Source organism: Halobacteriovoraceae bacterium (genome assembly GCA_020635115.1).
In the GTDB taxonomy this organism is placed as follows: domain Bacteria; phylum Bdellovibrionota; class Bacteriovoracia; order Bacteriovoracales; family Bacteriovoracaceae; genus JACKAK01.
Map to the genome: position 1 here is coordinate 37233 of JACKAK010000014.1, position 16162 is coordinate 53394.

The following is a 16162-nucleotide window of genomic DNA, read 5'->3' on the forward strand; positions in this document are numbered from 1 at the left end:
ATTTTATTGAAAATTGTAGATAGATGGTGATGCTGTTGCTAAACTAACTAGGAGCTTTTGAATGGAGTCGATTTTTGAGTTTAACTACACCTGAAAATTTTGAAGATTTAACGGTTGTTAGCGTAGAAGGAATATTTCTTTATTGGAAAACTTCTTCTTCATTATGGAAAACTAAGTTAGAAACCCTTCATAAAGATAAGTATGTCATTATTCCACTTAATTGGGGCTTCCATTGTGATCGTACACAAATACCTGAATTTGGCGAAACTAGGCCAGAAACAGATCTTTTAAAATTGTTTAATATCATCGTAGAATTGGGAAAAATTCCCATTTTGCTTCTTCCAATTGGGCCTTGCCCTCTTCAAGTTAATGGTGGAGTTCCTTCAAGCTTAGCAAATCATCTACTTCATGACGATCTTGGTATGAACGTTTTTTGCATTGATAATCAAGATAGATTGATTAAGTTGTATAGTTTTTTTGAGAGTAAAGTTTATATTGGTTATAAAGAGTTTCTCGGATCTCTTGCAAAATATTTGAAAAAACACAAATTAAATCTCTCAATTTGGGGGCTTAATAGTGGGTATTTTAATGAAGAAGGAGTTTTTTGCTCCTTTTTTAAAGATACCTCAAATATATACCAGACTTCGTTTTCTAGGTTTCTTACTCAACAACAAGTTAATAATGCAAGTGAATTAACAAAAGAAGGAAAAGAAAAATTAGAAGAAGACTTTTATCATATGATGTTTGAACTTTATTCATCTTCGATTGAAGAGATTCTTAGCGAATATTGGGAGGGAGTACTAAATATTTCATTTATGGGAACAGGCCCACATTCAACAATAACAAGAATGGAATATAATGATTCGTCGCATAGATATTCTAAGGAAATATTTTATTCAATATCAACAGGAGTAAAGGTTTGTTCAGCAACTCTTTCACATAGAGTTTTTAATAGTATTTTAAATAAACAGATCGAAGATCTCTCTAAAAAAGAAATGATTGGGGAGATTGAAAGTTTGGCCTCCTATGAAGAGGATGATTTAACTGCTCTTAGAACTTTACATTTCTTCTACATGTACTCAGATAATTTAGGAAATTTTGATCAGTCATGGATTGATTCAGGCCTGATTGAGTATTTTGAAAAAGAGTTTAAATGTTGCCATAGAAATATGAATATTGATCTCTTTAACCCTGAGATCGTTGTGGATAGACCTGGTACGTATCATTTCTTTCTAGGAAAAGATGTAAGGCAAAAGAATTTTTATAAAATTATGAGAGGCCCGATGAATGGGGGTAAAATCATTATAGATACTCAAAATTTGAGTAAAGATATTCGGAAAAATATTGAAATATTCATTTTAGAAAATGAACTCAATGTAACTAAAGTCAGATTATTTTGCGATATTGAGTATATTGAGTTCGGTGATGGACGTTTGATACTATTTGATAGTAGTGAAATTCCTAAGGATAAACTATCAACTTTTTGGGAAAAACTTATTTCAACATTTGATATTCTTCATTTACAATTTGATAAAGAAAACCAGGTTGATAAAGTTTGGCAATATCGGGGAACAGGTCCAAGTGAATTAAGTTATCAAGAGATTCGTAGGGTAACTTTATATAATGATACCAGTTACAAAAAGAAAGTTAGAATTCCCATGATGAGAGGATTTGCTCTCATGAAACTTGTTGATGAACAAAATGTAAAAGTAACCTCTCAAGAGGATCATATCGATTTAAATTTTTTACCAAAAAGTATTATATCTCTAGATTTTGGAGTATTTTTATAGGTGTGTTATGGCCGAACTCAATAAACTTATATGCATCTATGATTTTAGACCTCTAAACAATTTAGGGAATTATTACCTTTACTATATATTTGGGCACAATGGGCCAGTTGAGGAAGACTTGCTGCTCGAAGAATTTAAATATGTATCTGATTTAGATGTCGATTCTTACAAAAAATTTCGTATTGTTGGGCCTTTTCCTGATGTAGAAGTTCTTAAAAATTTTTGCCTTAAAATATGCAAATCCATTAATAAAACCTCAATCTCACTTGTCATGGTTGAAGAATATAATAGTTTTATCGAAGAACATCATTCTCTTGAAGGTATCGTGAATAACTTTTTCCTCATTGGTACTAGTTTTAGGGTTGAAGGAACTGAGAAAAGGGGTGGTATTTTTAATAAACTTTTTACTTAAACATTAATATTCCTGTCTTTTTATTTATACTAGGGACATTATTTGAATAAAAATATTTCCTTTTTTCAATGTACTAGAAAACTTCAGAATTTCTTGCTAGTAAGATTCGATGAAATTATTTTTTTTTCATCTTTATTTAATCTTTTGCATTTCAGAACTGTATTCAGCAGTATATGAACACAAATGCGAAGCTTTATTAGGCAAAAGCTCTGCTCTTAAAGAAATATTGAAGTCTGTAGAGGATTCACAGCAGATAAAACGACATCCTCTAGGCCTAGTTTATATGAATTTTGATTATAAAGGTCTGAAATTTAGAATTCATTTTTATCCAGAGGTTGATACTGATTTTAAACAGAAACATGAAGAATTTCCGGCCCATGCACATGACTGGTACTTAAATTCGTTTATCCTAAAAGGTAAACTGGCCAATCATATCTATGAATTCATTGTTGATTCAAATGGGATTTATTCAAAATATATTACGAAACGAAAATTAATAGATGGAAAAGATACATCCTTAATGGTGAAGTCAGAACTCAAAGGATATGTTGTAAAAACTTATGAAGAATTAATTCACGCTGGTCAGTCTTATCAAATGTCCTCACAAATTAATCATGATGTATCAAATCTCAAATTTAATACCATTACAATCGTTCATGGCCCCAGGGATAGAATTGAAAATGAAGCCGCCACTTCGATTGGGAGAAGTGATAGATATGAAACGTCAACCCCAGTCTTTAACCGAGACAGAACTGACTCAAAACTGACCCGCGAATTTCAAAAGCAAATGCGTTCTCTGACTAGTAAAGAAATTGAGTTAAAGCTTGAGCATTGGATCAATAGTTTGCTGATAGATTTGTAAAAAATGTACAACGTACTGAAATAATTGAATATCAAAGAGAACTATAAAAAGTTCATCAAGTGATATTTTAGGGTGTAATTTGTTTACATTTATAAGGATATTTAATACACACATCAAATGAAACTATATCTATTTTACTTTTTTTTAATTTTCTATTCTGGCCTGGTCTTTTCTCAGGATAAACAAGGTCGAGTTGTTAAGCTTGTCAATCATAAAAAATGCCAAAATCTCTTTGCTCGCCCGGATAAATCAGAGATTATCGAGTTAGATAGTTATCAGAGGAAAAAAACTGAACAAAAAGCTATTTCGGTCTTTGACAAAAATGGTTTCAATCAGTCAATTGTGCGCTTTATTGATAAACACACAGATGGTAATGAATTATTAACTCAATTAGGAATTTTTACTAAAAAAATGTCCTCAATTGATTATAAAAATGCAAAGTATCTTCTGGCCTCTTTACCTCGTCATCAAGTTTGGTGGAATAAAGAAAAATCATTATCTTTAATTTTACAAATAAAAGATAAATTCAAAATATTAAATGAAAGAAAATATTTTGGTTTGAGTGAAAGCGAAATTAAAAATAATAGGGTAAAACTTTACTATGAAATTATTGTTTTAGATCAAGTTATTCAAAAATTAGATGAAAATTTATCAGTTGAAGAATTTTTAGAAATGGCCCTATTAATTAAGTCGATTACATATAATAAAAACAATGCAAGTATTACTGAAAATAAGGTTCAAGCTTTAAATTATTATTTTCTAAATAGGCTCTCTCAAAAAGTTTATTTTCCAGGTACTCTATTGAAAAGGAGACTTTTACAGTCTTTGATATCTCAAGAACAATTATCTCAAAATATTTTTGCAGATTTTTTTGAAGAAAAACAATCAATCACGTTTCAAGATTTTAAAATAATCTTATTAGAAATTATGGGACAAGAAACGATTGAAGTCCTGAATTCAGAAATCAGTCTGAAAAAATTCCAAACATTTAAATTTTTCGATGATAAAGATTTGAACTTTAATCAAATCTTGATGTCTTTACATAAAGCATATGAACTTTTGACTATCAAAGAGAATGAAAATTTGGATTTTTTCGAATCTTATACTCTTGTAGCGAGCATTATTAATTTCCAGGACATCTCTCCTGATGAAAAAATTAAACTATTAGAGTATTTCTTTTTATTGCATGCACAGAAAATTGGTTTAAATTTATTTAAATCTCAGGAAACGACATCATTATATTTGCAATGGGTTAATAGCTATATTAGCATACCAAGATTTAGAATATCTTTGATGCATCATTTTTTCTCCCATGTAGATGAAATATCCGATATAGATCTTATGTTTGCACTTATAAACTTGAGAGATCAAAATCACTATTGGGGTGATAGAGGCCCAGATGGTGACAATATTATTATTGAATCTATAAATAATAATTTGGGATCTCATTTTGAATTGTTAACAGATCCATATTGGCTTTCACCTTTAGAAAGGACGGCCCTTTTTGAGTGGTTACAAAAACCATTCATTTTAACAGGTAAAATGAATGTTGAACTGGCCTCAAATAGAATTGAAGAGATTTTAAACAATGTTAACAACTATGTTAAAGATCAATCTGGACTTTCTCAAAATTTGAATAAACAAATGATTGAATATTTTAAAAAACTTCTGAGAGTTTCTATTTCAAAGGCCAGAAGAGTAAATCGCTAATAGGAGAGATCATATCTGGAAGAGAGTTCTTCTGAAAATATTTTTTCAGTTATTTTCCAGTATTTTTTATTATGTTTTCTCGCAATGACATAAGCAGGCATTCTTAATATTTTTTGATATTTTACAACTTCTTTGGGAGTATTTAACAACTCCGAGTATTCTGGCCTACGTAGGTGGGATCTCAAAAAATTTATTTTAAACTTTTTAAGTCCTATTTGACTGCTGAAATAATGCCTTTCACTAAGGTATTTAGAATCAAAATCAAAGTATTTTACTTCTAAATAATTGTTGCCATTTTTATCTAGGCCTTCTTTAATTTCTATTGAATCAGGTTTTAAGATATGAGCATTCTTTGATAGTTTTGCTTGTTTTAATTTTGAGTCAGCATCGATTAAAATGGCCCGACAGTGTTTACATTCTCTAGCAGTGATATCATTTTCAAAAGTACATTGTGGACAAATTTTAAAACGAAACAAATGTCCACAGGGAACATACAACAAGGTTTTAGGATCTAAAATTGCCCCTTTACATTTTCTACCGAAATGTTCAATAACTTCACCATCATCAGTCGTTAGTCCCCAAAATGAATTCATAAATTGACATTTTGGGCATTCAATACATACTGCAACAGATTCTTTACTCGGTTTCTTTTCATTTATTTCAGGCCCATATATATCTAAATCCATTCCCGTATAATCTAAAATAAAGCAATCGGCCTTACCCTCACTGAGTCTAAGACCCCGGCCAATAATTTGTTGATAGAGACTGACTGACTCTGTTGGACGCATAATAGCTATCACGTCTACATGGGGGGCATCGAAACCCGTTGTTAAAACCGAGACGTTCACCAGATACTTAAATTTTCTCTTTTTAAAATCTTTTATAATTTCATCACGTTCAGAATTATCAGTTTCTCCAATGACTAATCTTGCTTGCCCTTGGGGGAGATAACCAAGAATTTCAGTTGCATGTTTAATTGTAGAGCTAAAAATCATGACCCCTTTTCTGTCATAGGCCTCAGTTATATCTATTATATTTTTAATAATCAGTGGTGTAAGTCTACGCTGCTGGTTTAAGAGATCGTTTAATTCAGATTCTCGATACATCTTGTTGTTGACTGTGAGTTCAGAAAAATCATATGAAGTCACAGGAATATCAACCTTGACAGGAGGAGTTAAAAACTTATTTCTAACCATATATTCTAAAGGTAATTCATAAATACATTTTTTAAAAAAACGTTCCTCATCTGATTGATAACCTCCATGAGCGTTTATATTGTAAATATGTCCCATCCCTAACCTATAGGGAGTTGCAGTTAAACCTAGAATGCAGAAATTTGGATTTTTCGCGTAAAGTTTTTCAATGGCCTTTAAATATTGTGACTCTTTCTCATCTCCAACTCGATGACACTCATCTATAATAAGGATACTAAAGTTATTAAAAAAAGTATCCTCTGCTCTGGCAACCGATTGTATACTTCCAAAAATAACTTTTTGTGAAAAATCTTTCTTGTTCAAAGAAGCGCAATACAGCCCAGCTTCAAGATTATAACTTATATATTTGGCATGATTTTGTTCAACCAACTCTTTAACATGGGCCAGAACCAAAACTCTACCTTTGGCAATCTTTGCCAGTTCTGCAATTACTAAACTTTTTCCTGCTCCTGTTGGAAGAACAATTACTGCAGGACATTTATTTTGTTTAAAATGTTCAATAGATTTTTTGACTGCTTCTTTCTGATAAGGTCTTAAGGTATACATTCAATGATTGTATTCAGAGAGTTGGAGTTTGTCATTAGTCAAGTAAAGAGAATATGTTTAAAACGAATAAGTCCTCAGTAGAATTCACACACCTCATTGTCACCAAGCTTAAAATTTTGTAGAAACACTCTTATGGAAAAAATATCTTTCTATTCATTAAATCTTGATGACTTACGTGAGCTGTTTGTTCAAAATGGTTTTAAAGCATTTTCAGCAAACCAACTCTTTGGTTGGGTTTATAAAAGAAGAGTATACAATCCAGAGCTTTGGACAAATATTTCAAAAACTCTAAAAGAATTCATTTCTGAAAAAATGGACTTATCTCTACCCAAAATTGTTTGGCAAGGAGAAAGCAAAGATGGAACGAGAAAGTTTTTGGTAGGAATGAAAGATGGACAGAGTGTAGAAGCTGTTGCAATTCCTGCAAAGGATAGACTCACTCTTTGTCTTTCTTCTCAAGTTGGTTGTGCAATTGGTTGTACATTTTGTCATACAGGCACCATGGGATTAAAAAGACATCTCTCTACTGATGAAATCGTAGGCCAACTTCTGGCGACAGAAAAATGGATGAGAGATAATATCGATACAAAAATACAATACACAAATATGGTCTATATGGGGCAAGGTGAGCCTTTGCATAATTATGAGAATGTAAAAAGCGCTACTGAAATATTTCTCAATGATTTGGGACTAGGTTTTGGACAAAGACGTATTACTTTATCTACTTCTGGCCTTGTTCCTCAAATTATTAAATTAGCAAACTTCCCTCCGGTAAATCTGGCCATATCTCTTCATGCTGCTCATGATGATGTGAGAACAGAGCTCATGCCCATAAATAAGGTGTACGATCTCAAAAGACTTTTTGAAGCTTTGAAATCAATACCGTTGAAGGCCTATAGAAGAATTACATACGAATATATATTGATCAGAGATTTGAATGATCAAATGAAAGACATTCAAGGACTACTTTCCTTGCTTGATAAAAGAAAATCAAAAATCAACCTCATTCCTTTTAATGAATACCCTGAATCTCACTTCAAAAAACCAAGTGATAAGCAAATTATGTGGTTTCAAAAACAACTTTTAGATAATGATATCGTCTGCACTATTAGGACTACAAAAGGAGCAGACATACTTGCTGCGTGCGGTCAATTGAAGTCTGAACAGGAAAAAGGAAAATTAAACCTTTGGGAATGAGTTGTGTAGTTTCTTATGGAGTAGGATCGGCATCATCGAACTCCATTGTTTCAACATGCATTTTTTGAAGACCTTCTTCTTCTTGTGATGATGGATTTCTTTGCGGAGATTCTTTTTGCGATGCCAAGGATCTTTTATCTTGCTCATTACCAATTCTATAGAGTGTCTTTTCCTCTTCCATTTTTTCCTCGATAGGATTTGCAGCTTGAGAAGTTTTCTCTATACTTGAGTGGTCTACTTTGGGCAATGTATAATCAAATTTTCCTGCATATAAAAATCCTGTTTTAAATGTCAAAGTGATGGTGAGGATTAGTCCAAATTGTGTTAGAATTCTCATGTTGGTCTCCAAGTTTTCTTCCATTTGCCTATCGGTGAAATAAAGGAAAAAATGAGAGATATAAATTCTGTTAGACTTACGAAAGGAGTTCTTGAGTGAATAAGTCAAATAGTAAGGCCGTTATCGGTGTATTTTTTCTCGTTTTTGTTTTCTTTATGATTTTAATGACCTTTGCTTTGTATACGATGAAAATGTTTGATAGCTCATCTTCTGATTTTTCTGCCTTTAGTAAAAAATCAAATTTTGACTCCAAAGATGCAGAAATTGGTGTTGTTGAAATAACTGGCGCTATCATGTCTGGAAAGGAAATCATTGAACTACTCATTCAGGCCGAACAAGATGATGATATTAAGGCCATTATTGTTAGGATAAATTCTCCTGGTGGAGCAGTAGGGCCATCTCAAGAAATCTATGAAGAAATTGAACGCATTGATAAAATTAAACCAGTATATGCTAGCTTTGGATCAGTTGCGGCCTCTGGTGGTTATTATATTGCGGCCGCCGCACGAAAGATATATTCTAATGCAGGCACTTTAACAGGCTCCATTGGTGTTATTATGCAATTTATGAATCTTTCCAAACTCTTTGACTATGCCAAGGTTTCTCAAGAAACCATTAAGGCCGGAAGATATAAGGATATTGGAAATCCAGATAGAGATATGACTCAAGAAGAAAGAGATCTCATGGGTGGTATGGTTAAAATGGTTCATAAACAATTCATTAAAGATATCTTGAAAAAAAGAAAAGACAAAATCAAAGGAGATATTGGTGAACATGCCCAAGGACAAGTATTCTCCGGAGAAGAAGCTTTGAAATTGGGACTGGTTGACGAACTTGCTGGACTCTGGCAAGCAGGCCGACTCATTCATAAAGAACTTAAACTAGAAAAAGAGTTTGGCCTTCGCTATATCAAAAAGAAGAAGAAATCTAACTTTTTAGAGGTTCTTGATTCATTAGAAAGTGCTATAAAGTCTTTTAACTTGAAAGCAATGACAGGAGAAACACCAGTTCCAATGTTTTCTCTCTAGGTGGTGAAGTGACTGAATACATTAATCTCTTACAAGATAATCTTCTAGCAATTGTTCTTATTATCTTTACCATTGTACTTATCAGACACTATGTCATTGAAAAAGATAAAGGAACTCAACTTTCAAAGAAGTACAGAAATTCAATTTTTGAGGCCCAATCAAAAATCTTTCTTAATGCTTCTCAGTATTTGATTTCGGGAAATAAAGATCTGGCCATTAAGGAATTTCTGAATGCCGTAGACATAAATAGAGAAACTCTCGAAACTTATTTTGCTCTAGGAGGACTGTTTCGTAGTAATGGCGAAATTGACAAAGCGATAAGCATACATAGATCACTTATCGCCAGAGAAAATATTTCAGAAACCACAAGACTAAGATCCCTTAAAGAATTGGCCATTGATTTTGATAAAGGTGGCTTTCTTGATAAGGCCATCAGTACTTATAGAGACGTTTTAAAAATCAATAGGGACCAACCTGATGTCATCAAATCCCTATGTCGAATTTATGAAGATATTGGAGATTGGGACGAGGCCTATAATTATAGACAAATGCTCTCAAAAGTCTCACATGATTCTCAGTCTGAAACGATTTCACATATTCTAGTAGAAAAAGCAAAAGAATTATTTAATGAGGGACATTTTAGAAAATGTGATGAAGAACTCGAAGAGGCCTTTAGATTTGCTCCTTCTGTGACAGCTAAAATTTTAAAATTAAAACTCTTCCTCGTCTCAGGTAAAATTGAAGATGCACAAAATTATCTGGTTGAAATCATCAACGAATTTCCAATGTACACTTCATTTGTTTTCGTCTCTCTAGAAGAACCTTTTAAGGCCGATGAAAAAATCTCTACAGATTACAAATCAAGACTTGAACTTCTAAGAGATTTTTTCTTGAAATTGGGGGACTCAGAAGTCACAAAGTCTACCTCTGTTGCTCTGAGTAAAGTTAGACTTCTCAAAAATTTTAATAGAACTGAAGAAGCATTTGCAATCCTTGATTCTTGGATAAAAGAAATAGGTCCTACCGAAGATGCAATCGTTGCAGAATATATCAAACTACTTATTGAGATGGGAAAAAAAGAACAAGCACTAGAACAAACCCAAAAACTTCTAAAAGGACTTAGTAATTCCTTGGCCAGACATTTTTGCTCACAATGTGGATACGAATCGGACAATATTTTTTGGCGATGTCCTCAATGCCATACTTGGGAAACAATCCAATTCAGGTGGAAAATATGAAACTTAAATTAACGTGCTTTCTCATTTTACTGGCCTCAAGTTTCCAATCTTTTGCTCTGAAAAAAATTGAACTTGGTACTTTCTATTTTAACGGGGTTTACGGAAATATTAAGGAAAATCCAGATACCTATGCTTCAATTGTGACTAGCTTTTCCTGTGGCCATCCAGTTGTTATGCAAGGTTTTCAAATGAATTCTGGTCAAGTCCAAAAAAAGTTTTCTGCAAATTGGGTGAAGGTGAAAACTGGCCCATATGAAGGATTTCTGCAAGAAAAATACCTCTCCGACAAAAAACCGGAATGTCTGCAAGATAAATATCCTAATTTTTTTAGAAATTTTGATTTTAGTATCACTGAAACTTTCTATTGGGCGCAATTAAATGACCTCTTTATCGAAGGCGCTTCAAAGGATAAATAATGAAGCTACTTATAACCTTTATCACTATTGGGAATTTTCTTAATTTTTCATTAGCAAATACAAATATCGAAAAAAAATCTGAAACAGTTGAAAAAGACTTTCTTGATTATTCAAATATTAAAGAGATTTTAAAAGCAGACCAATTAGATGAAGTAATGAAAAAGAAAAAGGCCGTTCAAGTTGAAAAGCAAAACGCAAAAGAGAAATTTATAAAGTCCAAATATAATTATCCAACTGAATCAGAAACACTTAAAATTCTTAATGAATATTGGTTAGTGAAATCTGCAGCTGAATTGGGTTGGAATTTTAAAAAACCAGATTACGGACTCGATACTTCCTTTAAAGAATTTCTTGAAAAAATGGGCCATCTTGGTACAAAATTTCGGATAATGATTATTAAAAATTCCAAAGTAAGCCATTTTTCTCTACCCTTTGATGGAGAATATTATACTTTTTTAATATCTTCACAATTTATGCGCTCTTTAGATCTCTCCCGGGCCGAAATATCTCTCATCCTTATGGAAGATTTTTACAGATCTCAGGCCAATTATTTTTATGATTTTATAATGAGTAAAGAGTTAAAAGAAGTGATTGGGAAAAATTTCTATAAAGCAGATTTTAATAAGAAAGTTTACTTAGAAGCACTCAAAAAATATGACGAATTTGTTTTTAAAGAAGGCTTTTCTTTTAAACAACAGTTCTACATCACAAAAAAAATGGACAGCATTCTTAAAAATGACCTCACAGTCTGGGGGAGTTATCTAAAACTCATTGAAAAAATAGATGATCTTGTAAAAACAAATGTCTTGTTTAACGAATACACAAAAATTTATCCTTCGCCTGAATTACAACTCAATTGGCTTAAACCCGCACAAAAAAACATATGAATAATCTCCTATGGCAATCAGTTCTTTATTTAATCTTTAGTTTTATAAACTGGCTTGGTTTTGTTGGCTCGATTTCAATATGTGCTTTTTTTCATTTTCAACTCGATCATAACCTTAAGACAATAGAAGATTGGATCCTCGATTATGCATGGCAATTAATTGTGATATGTAAAATGATTGGAATTTTTGTCATCTCAAGAACATTGCCAGTTAAAGTTAGTTTCCCAAATCCTTTTAAAACTATGTTATTAAGAAATCTTGGAGAAATTAATAAAAACTCAATTGTCGTTTCATTGTTTATCCCTCTCTATTTATATAATGTTCTCGTCGAAAAGATTGGACTTGGAAATCTACCTGGGACCATAGAGATAGTTGAATCATTTGTTGGGTTATTTGTATTTTATATAACAGACTTAATGGCCATATGTTTTATTCAAAAATTTTACCCTTTAAATTCAAAAATTTCAGTATTAAGTCGTAATATTATTTTTCTAACTATTTTTTTCATATTCAATAAGTCCTTTTTGCAAGGAGAAAATTCATTAAGTTTATATTTTTTTCTAATGTATTTCATACTTTTAGAGTTTTTATCACATAATAAATATTCACTCTTAAATGTTATTGTTATTATTGTTTTGGGAATGTGTGTGAGTCGATTTATCTTTGGAATAAACCCTCTGGCCCAAGATGATTTTACATTGTTGAAAGGACTGAATAAAATGACTACTATACATCAAATAGTTATTCCAAGTTCTATTTTGTTGTATATTTATTTATCAAAATACAGTTTTGATTTTAATTTTGTAAAAAGAACTAACGTAAGTAAAGGAATATAAATATGTCGGAAAAAATGGATATAATCCAAATTTTATTACATGGTGGACCTGTTGTTAAAGGAGTTCTTCTATTGTTGGCACTCTCGTCCATTTATTCTTGGGCCATTATTTTTAGAAAAAAAAGACAATTAAAACTTGTTGAGGCCAATAACAATACATTTATGGATACCTTTGGTAATGCACAGTCGTTTGATGAAATCGTTTTTAAAACTGAAAATCTAACTTTTTGCCCCTATAAAGAAATGATGGCATCTGTTTCATTAGAAATTGAAAAAATGATCGGCTGTCGACCTAGTGAAGAAAACATGGTTAAAAACATTCATCTTCTACGAGAAATTGGTGATAGACCACTAGAAAGGGCAATTGGACAAGGTATGAACAAGTCAAATCTATTTCTAGATCAAGGTCTTTCACAATTGGCCAGTATTGGTTCTGTCGCACCTTTTATCGGGCTATTTGGAACTGTCTGGGGCATTATAAACTCCTTCACAGGCCTCGGACAAGGTGGAGGTTCCATTGATGCTGTCGCCCCAGGTATCGCAGAGGCACTCGTTGCAACTGCAGTTGGACTTGCCGCCGCAATTCCTGCTGTTTATGCCTATAACCACTTTAGTAATAAAAATTCAAGATTGAATGTTCTCATGGAGAGTTTTCAACAAGAAATACTTAATAGAGTTAAAAGACTCGAACTCAGCAGGTAATAATTATGGGAATGTCATCTAAAGGTGGAAAAGGACAAATTTCAGATATTAATGTAACTCCACTCGTTGATGTAATGCTCGTATTACTCGTCATATTCATGGTAACTGCTCCACTGCTTTACAATGGAATAGAATTGAAACTACCAAAAACCACAGAAGTGAATAAAATGAATATCAATAGAGAACAAATCGTATTGTCACTTTCTGAACTTAATAAATTATACCTTGGAACGAAACCTATCGCTTATAAAGATGTCGTAGACACGATTAAGGAACGTTTTAAATCAGGAGGAACTAATATACTTTTCTTAAGAGCGGATTCCAATATTAGCTATGGAAAAGTTGCCAAACTTATGTCTCATCTTAAGGCCGGTGGTATTAATGAGATTTCACTGATAACCGAGACAGACAAGAATTAATGTTCCAATTAAAAAACAATCCAACAGATTTACTTTCTATATCAAAATCATTAATTGCACATGCACTTATTGCCAGCATCATTTTATTTGTCGTACATGAAAAATATTCTATTCAGAATGAAAATATAAAATTAATCCAAGCTTCAATGAAAGTCGATGTGGTCGCCATGCCCGAATTAACCATTCAAGAAATCCAACAATCAATACAACAAGTGGAAAATTCACCTCAAAAAACTAAGGAACCAATTGATAACAATGTACCCGATGATACTGATTTTCTTAAAGAAAAAGAGAAGAAACAAAAAAGTTTTTTGAATCTACTTAAAGATCTAGGAAAAAAGGAAGTCAAGCAAGCTAAAAAAGTCGAAAATAATTCAAATAATATTCCCACTGAAAAGTATCGCAAAGATTTAAAAAATATCATTATGAAAGGAAATAAACTCAATCAAGGTGGATTAACTTCTGCCAGAGAAAGTGCTGCTGAAATATCAGCACTAGGGGTGTATTCATTAAGTGTTAAAGACTTAGTCAGAACAAATTGGAATTTACCGCGCTACTTAAAAGAACAAGACCTTCAATGTAGGATTAAAATATTTATTTCAAAATCTGGTAGACTACTCAATATGATTCTTGTCGAGTCAAGTGGCAACACAGATTATGATCAAAGGGCCCTGAAGGCCATCAAGGATGCTGGTGAATTTCCTATTCCAGAAGAGTCTATTCAAAAATATGCTTCAGAAGGAAAAATTATTTTAGGTTTTCCACTATAAATGAGGAGTTCAAATGAAAATATTTATATTGCTAACCACCTTTTTTTTCTGTGCAAGAATTTGTGCACAAGAAAGTGTCGTCGTGGCCATTGGAGAAGCAGAACTAGAAAAGGACAAGATATATTTTTCAAAACCTCAAGTTCCTGATTCTGTCTCAAAGTCACAAGCGGCCGTATTTGAAAAGATTTCTGAAATAGTTAAGGATGATTTATTTTTTTATCGGAAATATTTTCGTTTGATTGGATATCAAGATGAATTTATTGCGGCCCAAGGAGATCTTACGAATAAAAGTCAATTTAATGAAACAGGCGTAAAATACGTCCTTCAATTTTTAGCTGATAATGCTCTAAAATCTGTCAATGTGAAACTTTTTAATGTTACAAATAACTCTTATGATTTAGATTTAAATAATTCTCTAAGTATGGATATTCGGCAAATCGCTCATGAGTTTAGTTCTAAAATATACGAAAAAATTACCGGTAAAAAATCTATTTTTAACTCCAAATTATATTTTGTCACTGATAAACACTCAATCAAAGGTGAAGTCATAAAAGAACTCTATCAAATGGACTTTGATGGAGAAAATAAAAAAAGAATAACTTTTCATAATTCAATTGTTGTCAGTCCCGACGTTTCTTTTCAAAATGATAAAGTTATTTATACTCTCTACTCATTTGATAACAGAAGACAGAGACATACTTGGCTTTATACAAAAGATCTTAATACTATGAAACATAGTATGGTTTCAAATCGAAAAGGTCTGAACTCCGGGGCAATTTTTGAGCCAAATGGAAGGGACATAATACTTACACTCACACATACCGGAAATGCAGAAATTTATGAAATGAATCTACAAAGTAGAGCTATTAGAAAAATTACAAATCATTATGCTATTGACGTTGACCCTTCCCTGGCCAAAGGTGGCCAGCTGATGGCCTTTTTATCAGGGAGATCAGGCAAGGCCATGATTTACACTCTCGACCCAAGAGGAACCGAAACGAGTGTAAAAAGAATTGGCTACAATGGGAAATTTAATGGAACACCAAGGTTTAGCAGGGATGGTCTAGAAATTGTCTATTCTTCCTGGTTAGATAATAGATTTGATCTTTTTCGCATCGATAGAAATGGAAATAATTCAGTGAGACTTACCAAAGATTTTGGCTCCAATGAAGATCCCACTTTTTCTCCCGATAATGAATTTATCGCCTTTTCATCTCAAAGAGTTTTGTCTCAAGACAAGGCAGAAACTGATATATGGATTATTGATAGAGAAGGTGAAGTCATAAAAAAATTAACTCACAACTTTGGAAACTGTATCACTCCTCGTTGGTCGAAATGAAGACTCACAATATACTTAATTATTAAAATTGTGGCCAAGTAGTTACGTAGCTACAATAAATATCGTAACTCCTTCATCATTTAACATTAGTCTGTATTTTTTACTTCGTGTCTTCTGTAAGTTGTCTTTGTGATTTAAAGTATTTTGATGAATTTTTCAGTTTACACATTACTTTCATTTTTTGTGATCGGCTCTTTACAGGCAGATATCTGTAAAGACAGTGTTATGGGGATGCTTAAAGTAGGAGAATTTTTTCATAAGAAAAATTCTAAGCTTCATACCAATCAGTCAATTGAAACAACCATGAAGCACTTTAAAGTGGACAATTCTCAGTTTAAACAAAAACCCTCATATAAAATTGCGAGTTGGTTTCAGCTCCTTGAACAAACTCATTTAAGAAGATCTCAAGACAGTAGAGTTAAAGAAAGGCTCAGAAATTATTACCACAAGAAACATATTA

The 16162-nt window shown here is 32.3% G+C and carries 17 protein-coding genes; 15 read left to right on the forward strand and 2 right to left on the reverse strand.

What is annotated here, in order from left to right; all coding sequences use genetic code 11:
- Window positions 1–74: 74 nt before the first annotated feature.
- The 4 genes from H6622_17485 to H6622_17500 all read left to right on the forward strand — a co-directional run bounded on the left by H6622_17485 (window position 75) and on the right by H6622_17500 (window position 4774).
- Window positions 75–1790, forward strand: a complete 1716-nt coding sequence (locus H6622_17485; GenBank protein MCB9063322.1) for a hypothetical protein — start codon at window positions 75–77, stop codon at window positions 1788–1790.
- Between the two features lie 7 nt (window positions 1791–1797).
- Complete coding sequence (locus H6622_17490; protein ID MCB9063323.1) at window positions 1798–2202, forward strand: hypothetical protein; 405 nt, start codon at window positions 1798–1800, stop codon at window positions 2200–2202.
- 109 nt (window positions 2203–2311) lie between these two features.
- On the forward strand, window positions 2312–3064 hold the full coding sequence (locus tag H6622_17495; GenBank protein ID MCB9063324.1) for a hypothetical protein: 753 nt from the start codon (window positions 2312–2314) through the stop codon (window positions 3062–3064).
- A 117-nt stretch (window positions 3065–3181) separates the two neighbouring features.
- On the forward strand, window positions 3182–4774 hold the full coding sequence (locus tag H6622_17500) for a hypothetical protein (GenBank protein MCB9063325.1): 1593 nt from the start codon (window positions 3182–3184) through the stop codon (window positions 4772–4774).
- Here H6622_17500 and H6622_17505 read toward each other — a convergent pair.
- Complete coding sequence (locus H6622_17505; protein ID MCB9063326.1) at window positions 4771–6534, reverse strand: DEAD/DEAH box helicase; 1764 nt, start codon at window positions 6532–6534, stop codon at window positions 4771–4773. The two genes, H6622_17500 and H6622_17505, sit on opposite strands and share 4 nt — an antisense overlap.
- A 132-nt stretch (window positions 6535–6666) precedes the next feature.
- On the opposite strand from H6622_17505, the gene rlmN reads away from it, so the two are divergent.
- Entirely contained in the window at window positions 6667–7731 is a 1065-nt protein-coding gene (rlmN, locus tag H6622_17510; GenBank protein ID MCB9063327.1) for a 23S rRNA (adenine(2503)-C(2))-methyltransferase RlmN, read from the forward strand.
- Window positions 7732–7744: 13 nt separating this feature from the next.
- Here rlmN and H6622_17515 read toward each other — a convergent pair whose 3' ends face one another.
- Window positions 7745–8068 carry a hypothetical protein gene (locus H6622_17515; GenBank protein MCB9063328.1) on the reverse strand — a complete coding sequence of 108 codons (324 nt, stop codon included), beginning with the start codon at window positions 8066–8068 and terminating at the stop codon, window positions 7745–7747.
- Between the two features lie 95 nt (window positions 8069–8163).
- Between H6622_17515 and sppA the strand changes: the two genes are divergently transcribed.
- The 10 genes from sppA to H6622_17565 all read left to right on the forward strand — a co-directional run.
- Entirely contained in the window at window positions 8164–9096 is a 933-nt protein-coding gene (gene sppA, locus H6622_17520; protein ID MCB9063329.1) for a signal peptide peptidase SppA, read from the forward strand.
- A gap of 8 nt (window positions 9097–9104) precedes the next feature.
- The gene (locus H6622_17525; GenBank protein MCB9063330.1) at window positions 9105–10334 is read left to right on the forward strand and encodes a hypothetical protein; all 1230 of its coding nucleotides are present in this window, start codon (window positions 9105–9107) and stop codon (window positions 10332–10334) included.
- Window positions 10331–10750 carry an SH3 domain-containing protein gene (locus tag H6622_17530; GenBank protein MCB9063331.1) on the forward strand — a complete coding sequence of 140 codons (420 nt, stop codon included), beginning with the start codon at window positions 10331–10333 and terminating at the stop codon, window positions 10748–10750. The genes H6622_17525 and H6622_17530 overlap by 4 nt, the downstream gene beginning before the upstream one ends.
- Window positions 10750–11637 (forward strand): hypothetical protein, encoded by an 888-nt coding sequence (locus H6622_17535; GenBank protein ID MCB9063332.1) that lies wholly within the window; start codon window positions 10750–10752, stop codon window positions 11635–11637. The genes H6622_17530 and H6622_17535 overlap by 1 nt, the downstream gene beginning before the upstream one ends.
- Window positions 11634–12473 (forward strand): hypothetical protein, encoded by an 840-nt coding sequence (locus H6622_17540; GenBank protein ID MCB9063333.1) that lies wholly within the window; start codon window positions 11634–11636, stop codon window positions 12471–12473. The genes H6622_17535 and H6622_17540 overlap by 4 nt, the downstream gene beginning before the upstream one ends.
- Window positions 12474–12475: 2 nt before the next feature.
- Entirely contained in the window at window positions 12476–13174 is a 699-nt protein-coding gene (locus H6622_17545; GenBank protein ID MCB9063334.1) for a MotA/TolQ/ExbB proton channel family protein, read from the forward strand.
- Between the two features lie 5 nt (window positions 13175–13179).
- Window positions 13180–13593, forward strand: coding sequence for a biopolymer transporter ExbD (locus tag H6622_17550; protein ID MCB9063335.1), 414 nt, complete (start codon window positions 13180–13182; stop codon window positions 13591–13593).
- Window positions 13593–14363 carry a TonB family protein gene (locus H6622_17555; GenBank protein MCB9063336.1) on the forward strand — a complete coding sequence of 257 codons (771 nt, stop codon included), beginning with the start codon at window positions 13593–13595 and terminating at the stop codon, window positions 14361–14363. The genes H6622_17550 and H6622_17555 overlap by 1 nt, the downstream gene beginning before the upstream one ends.
- Window positions 14364–14376: 13 nt before the next feature.
- The gene (locus tag H6622_17560; protein MCB9063337.1) at window positions 14377–15702 is read left to right on the forward strand and encodes a PD40 domain-containing protein; all 1326 of its coding nucleotides are present in this window, start codon (window positions 14377–14379) and stop codon (window positions 15700–15702) included.
- A gap of 147 nt (window positions 15703–15849) precedes the next feature.
- Window positions 15850–16162, forward strand: a 313-nt coding sequence (locus H6622_17565; protein ID MCB9063338.1) for a hypothetical protein, incomplete at its 3' end; no start/stop codon positions are given.

Coding starts and splice junctions, on each gene's coding strand:
- H6622_17490 (MCB9063323.1), top strand. CDS start 1,798: ATGGCCGAACTCAATAAACTTATATGCATCTATGATTTTAGACCTCTA.
- H6622_17560 (MCB9063337.1), top strand. CDS start 14,377: ATGAAAATATTTATATTGCTAACCACCTTTTTTTTCTGTGCAAGAATT.
- H6622_17550 (MCB9063335.1), top strand. CDS start 13,180: ATGGGAATGTCATCTAAAGGTGGAAAAGGACAAATTTCAGATATTAAT.
- H6622_17535 (MCB9063332.1), top strand. CDS start 10,750: ATGAAGCTACTTATAACCTTTATCACTATTGGGAATTTTCTTAATTTT.
- H6622_17530 (MCB9063331.1), top strand. CDS start 10,331: ATGAAACTTAAATTAACGTGCTTTCTCATTTTACTGGCCTCAAGTTTC.
- rlmN (MCB9063327.1), top strand. CDS start 6,667: ATGGAAAAAATATCTTTCTATTCATTAAATCTTGATGACTTACGTGAG.
- H6622_17555 (MCB9063336.1), top strand. CDS start 13,593: ATGTTCCAATTAAAAAACAATCCAACAGATTTACTTTCTATATCAAAA.
- H6622_17495 (MCB9063324.1), top strand. CDS start 2,312: ATGAAATTATTTTTTTTTCATCTTTATTTAATCTTTTGCATTTCAGAA.
- H6622_17540 (MCB9063333.1), top strand. CDS start 11,634: ATGAATAATCTCCTATGGCAATCAGTTCTTTATTTAATCTTTAGTTTT.
- H6622_17505 (MCB9063326.1), bottom strand. CDS start 6,534: ATGTATACCTTAAGACCTTATCAGAAAGAAGCAGTCAAAAAATCTATT.
- H6622_17515 (MCB9063328.1), bottom strand. CDS start 8,068: ATGAGAATTCTAACACAATTTGGACTAATCCTCACCATCACTTTGACA.
- H6622_17500 (MCB9063325.1), top strand. CDS start 3,182: ATGAAACTATATCTATTTTACTTTTTTTTAATTTTCTATTCTGGCCTG.
- H6622_17545 (MCB9063334.1), top strand. CDS start 12,476: ATGTCGGAAAAAATGGATATAATCCAAATTTTATTACATGGTGGACCT.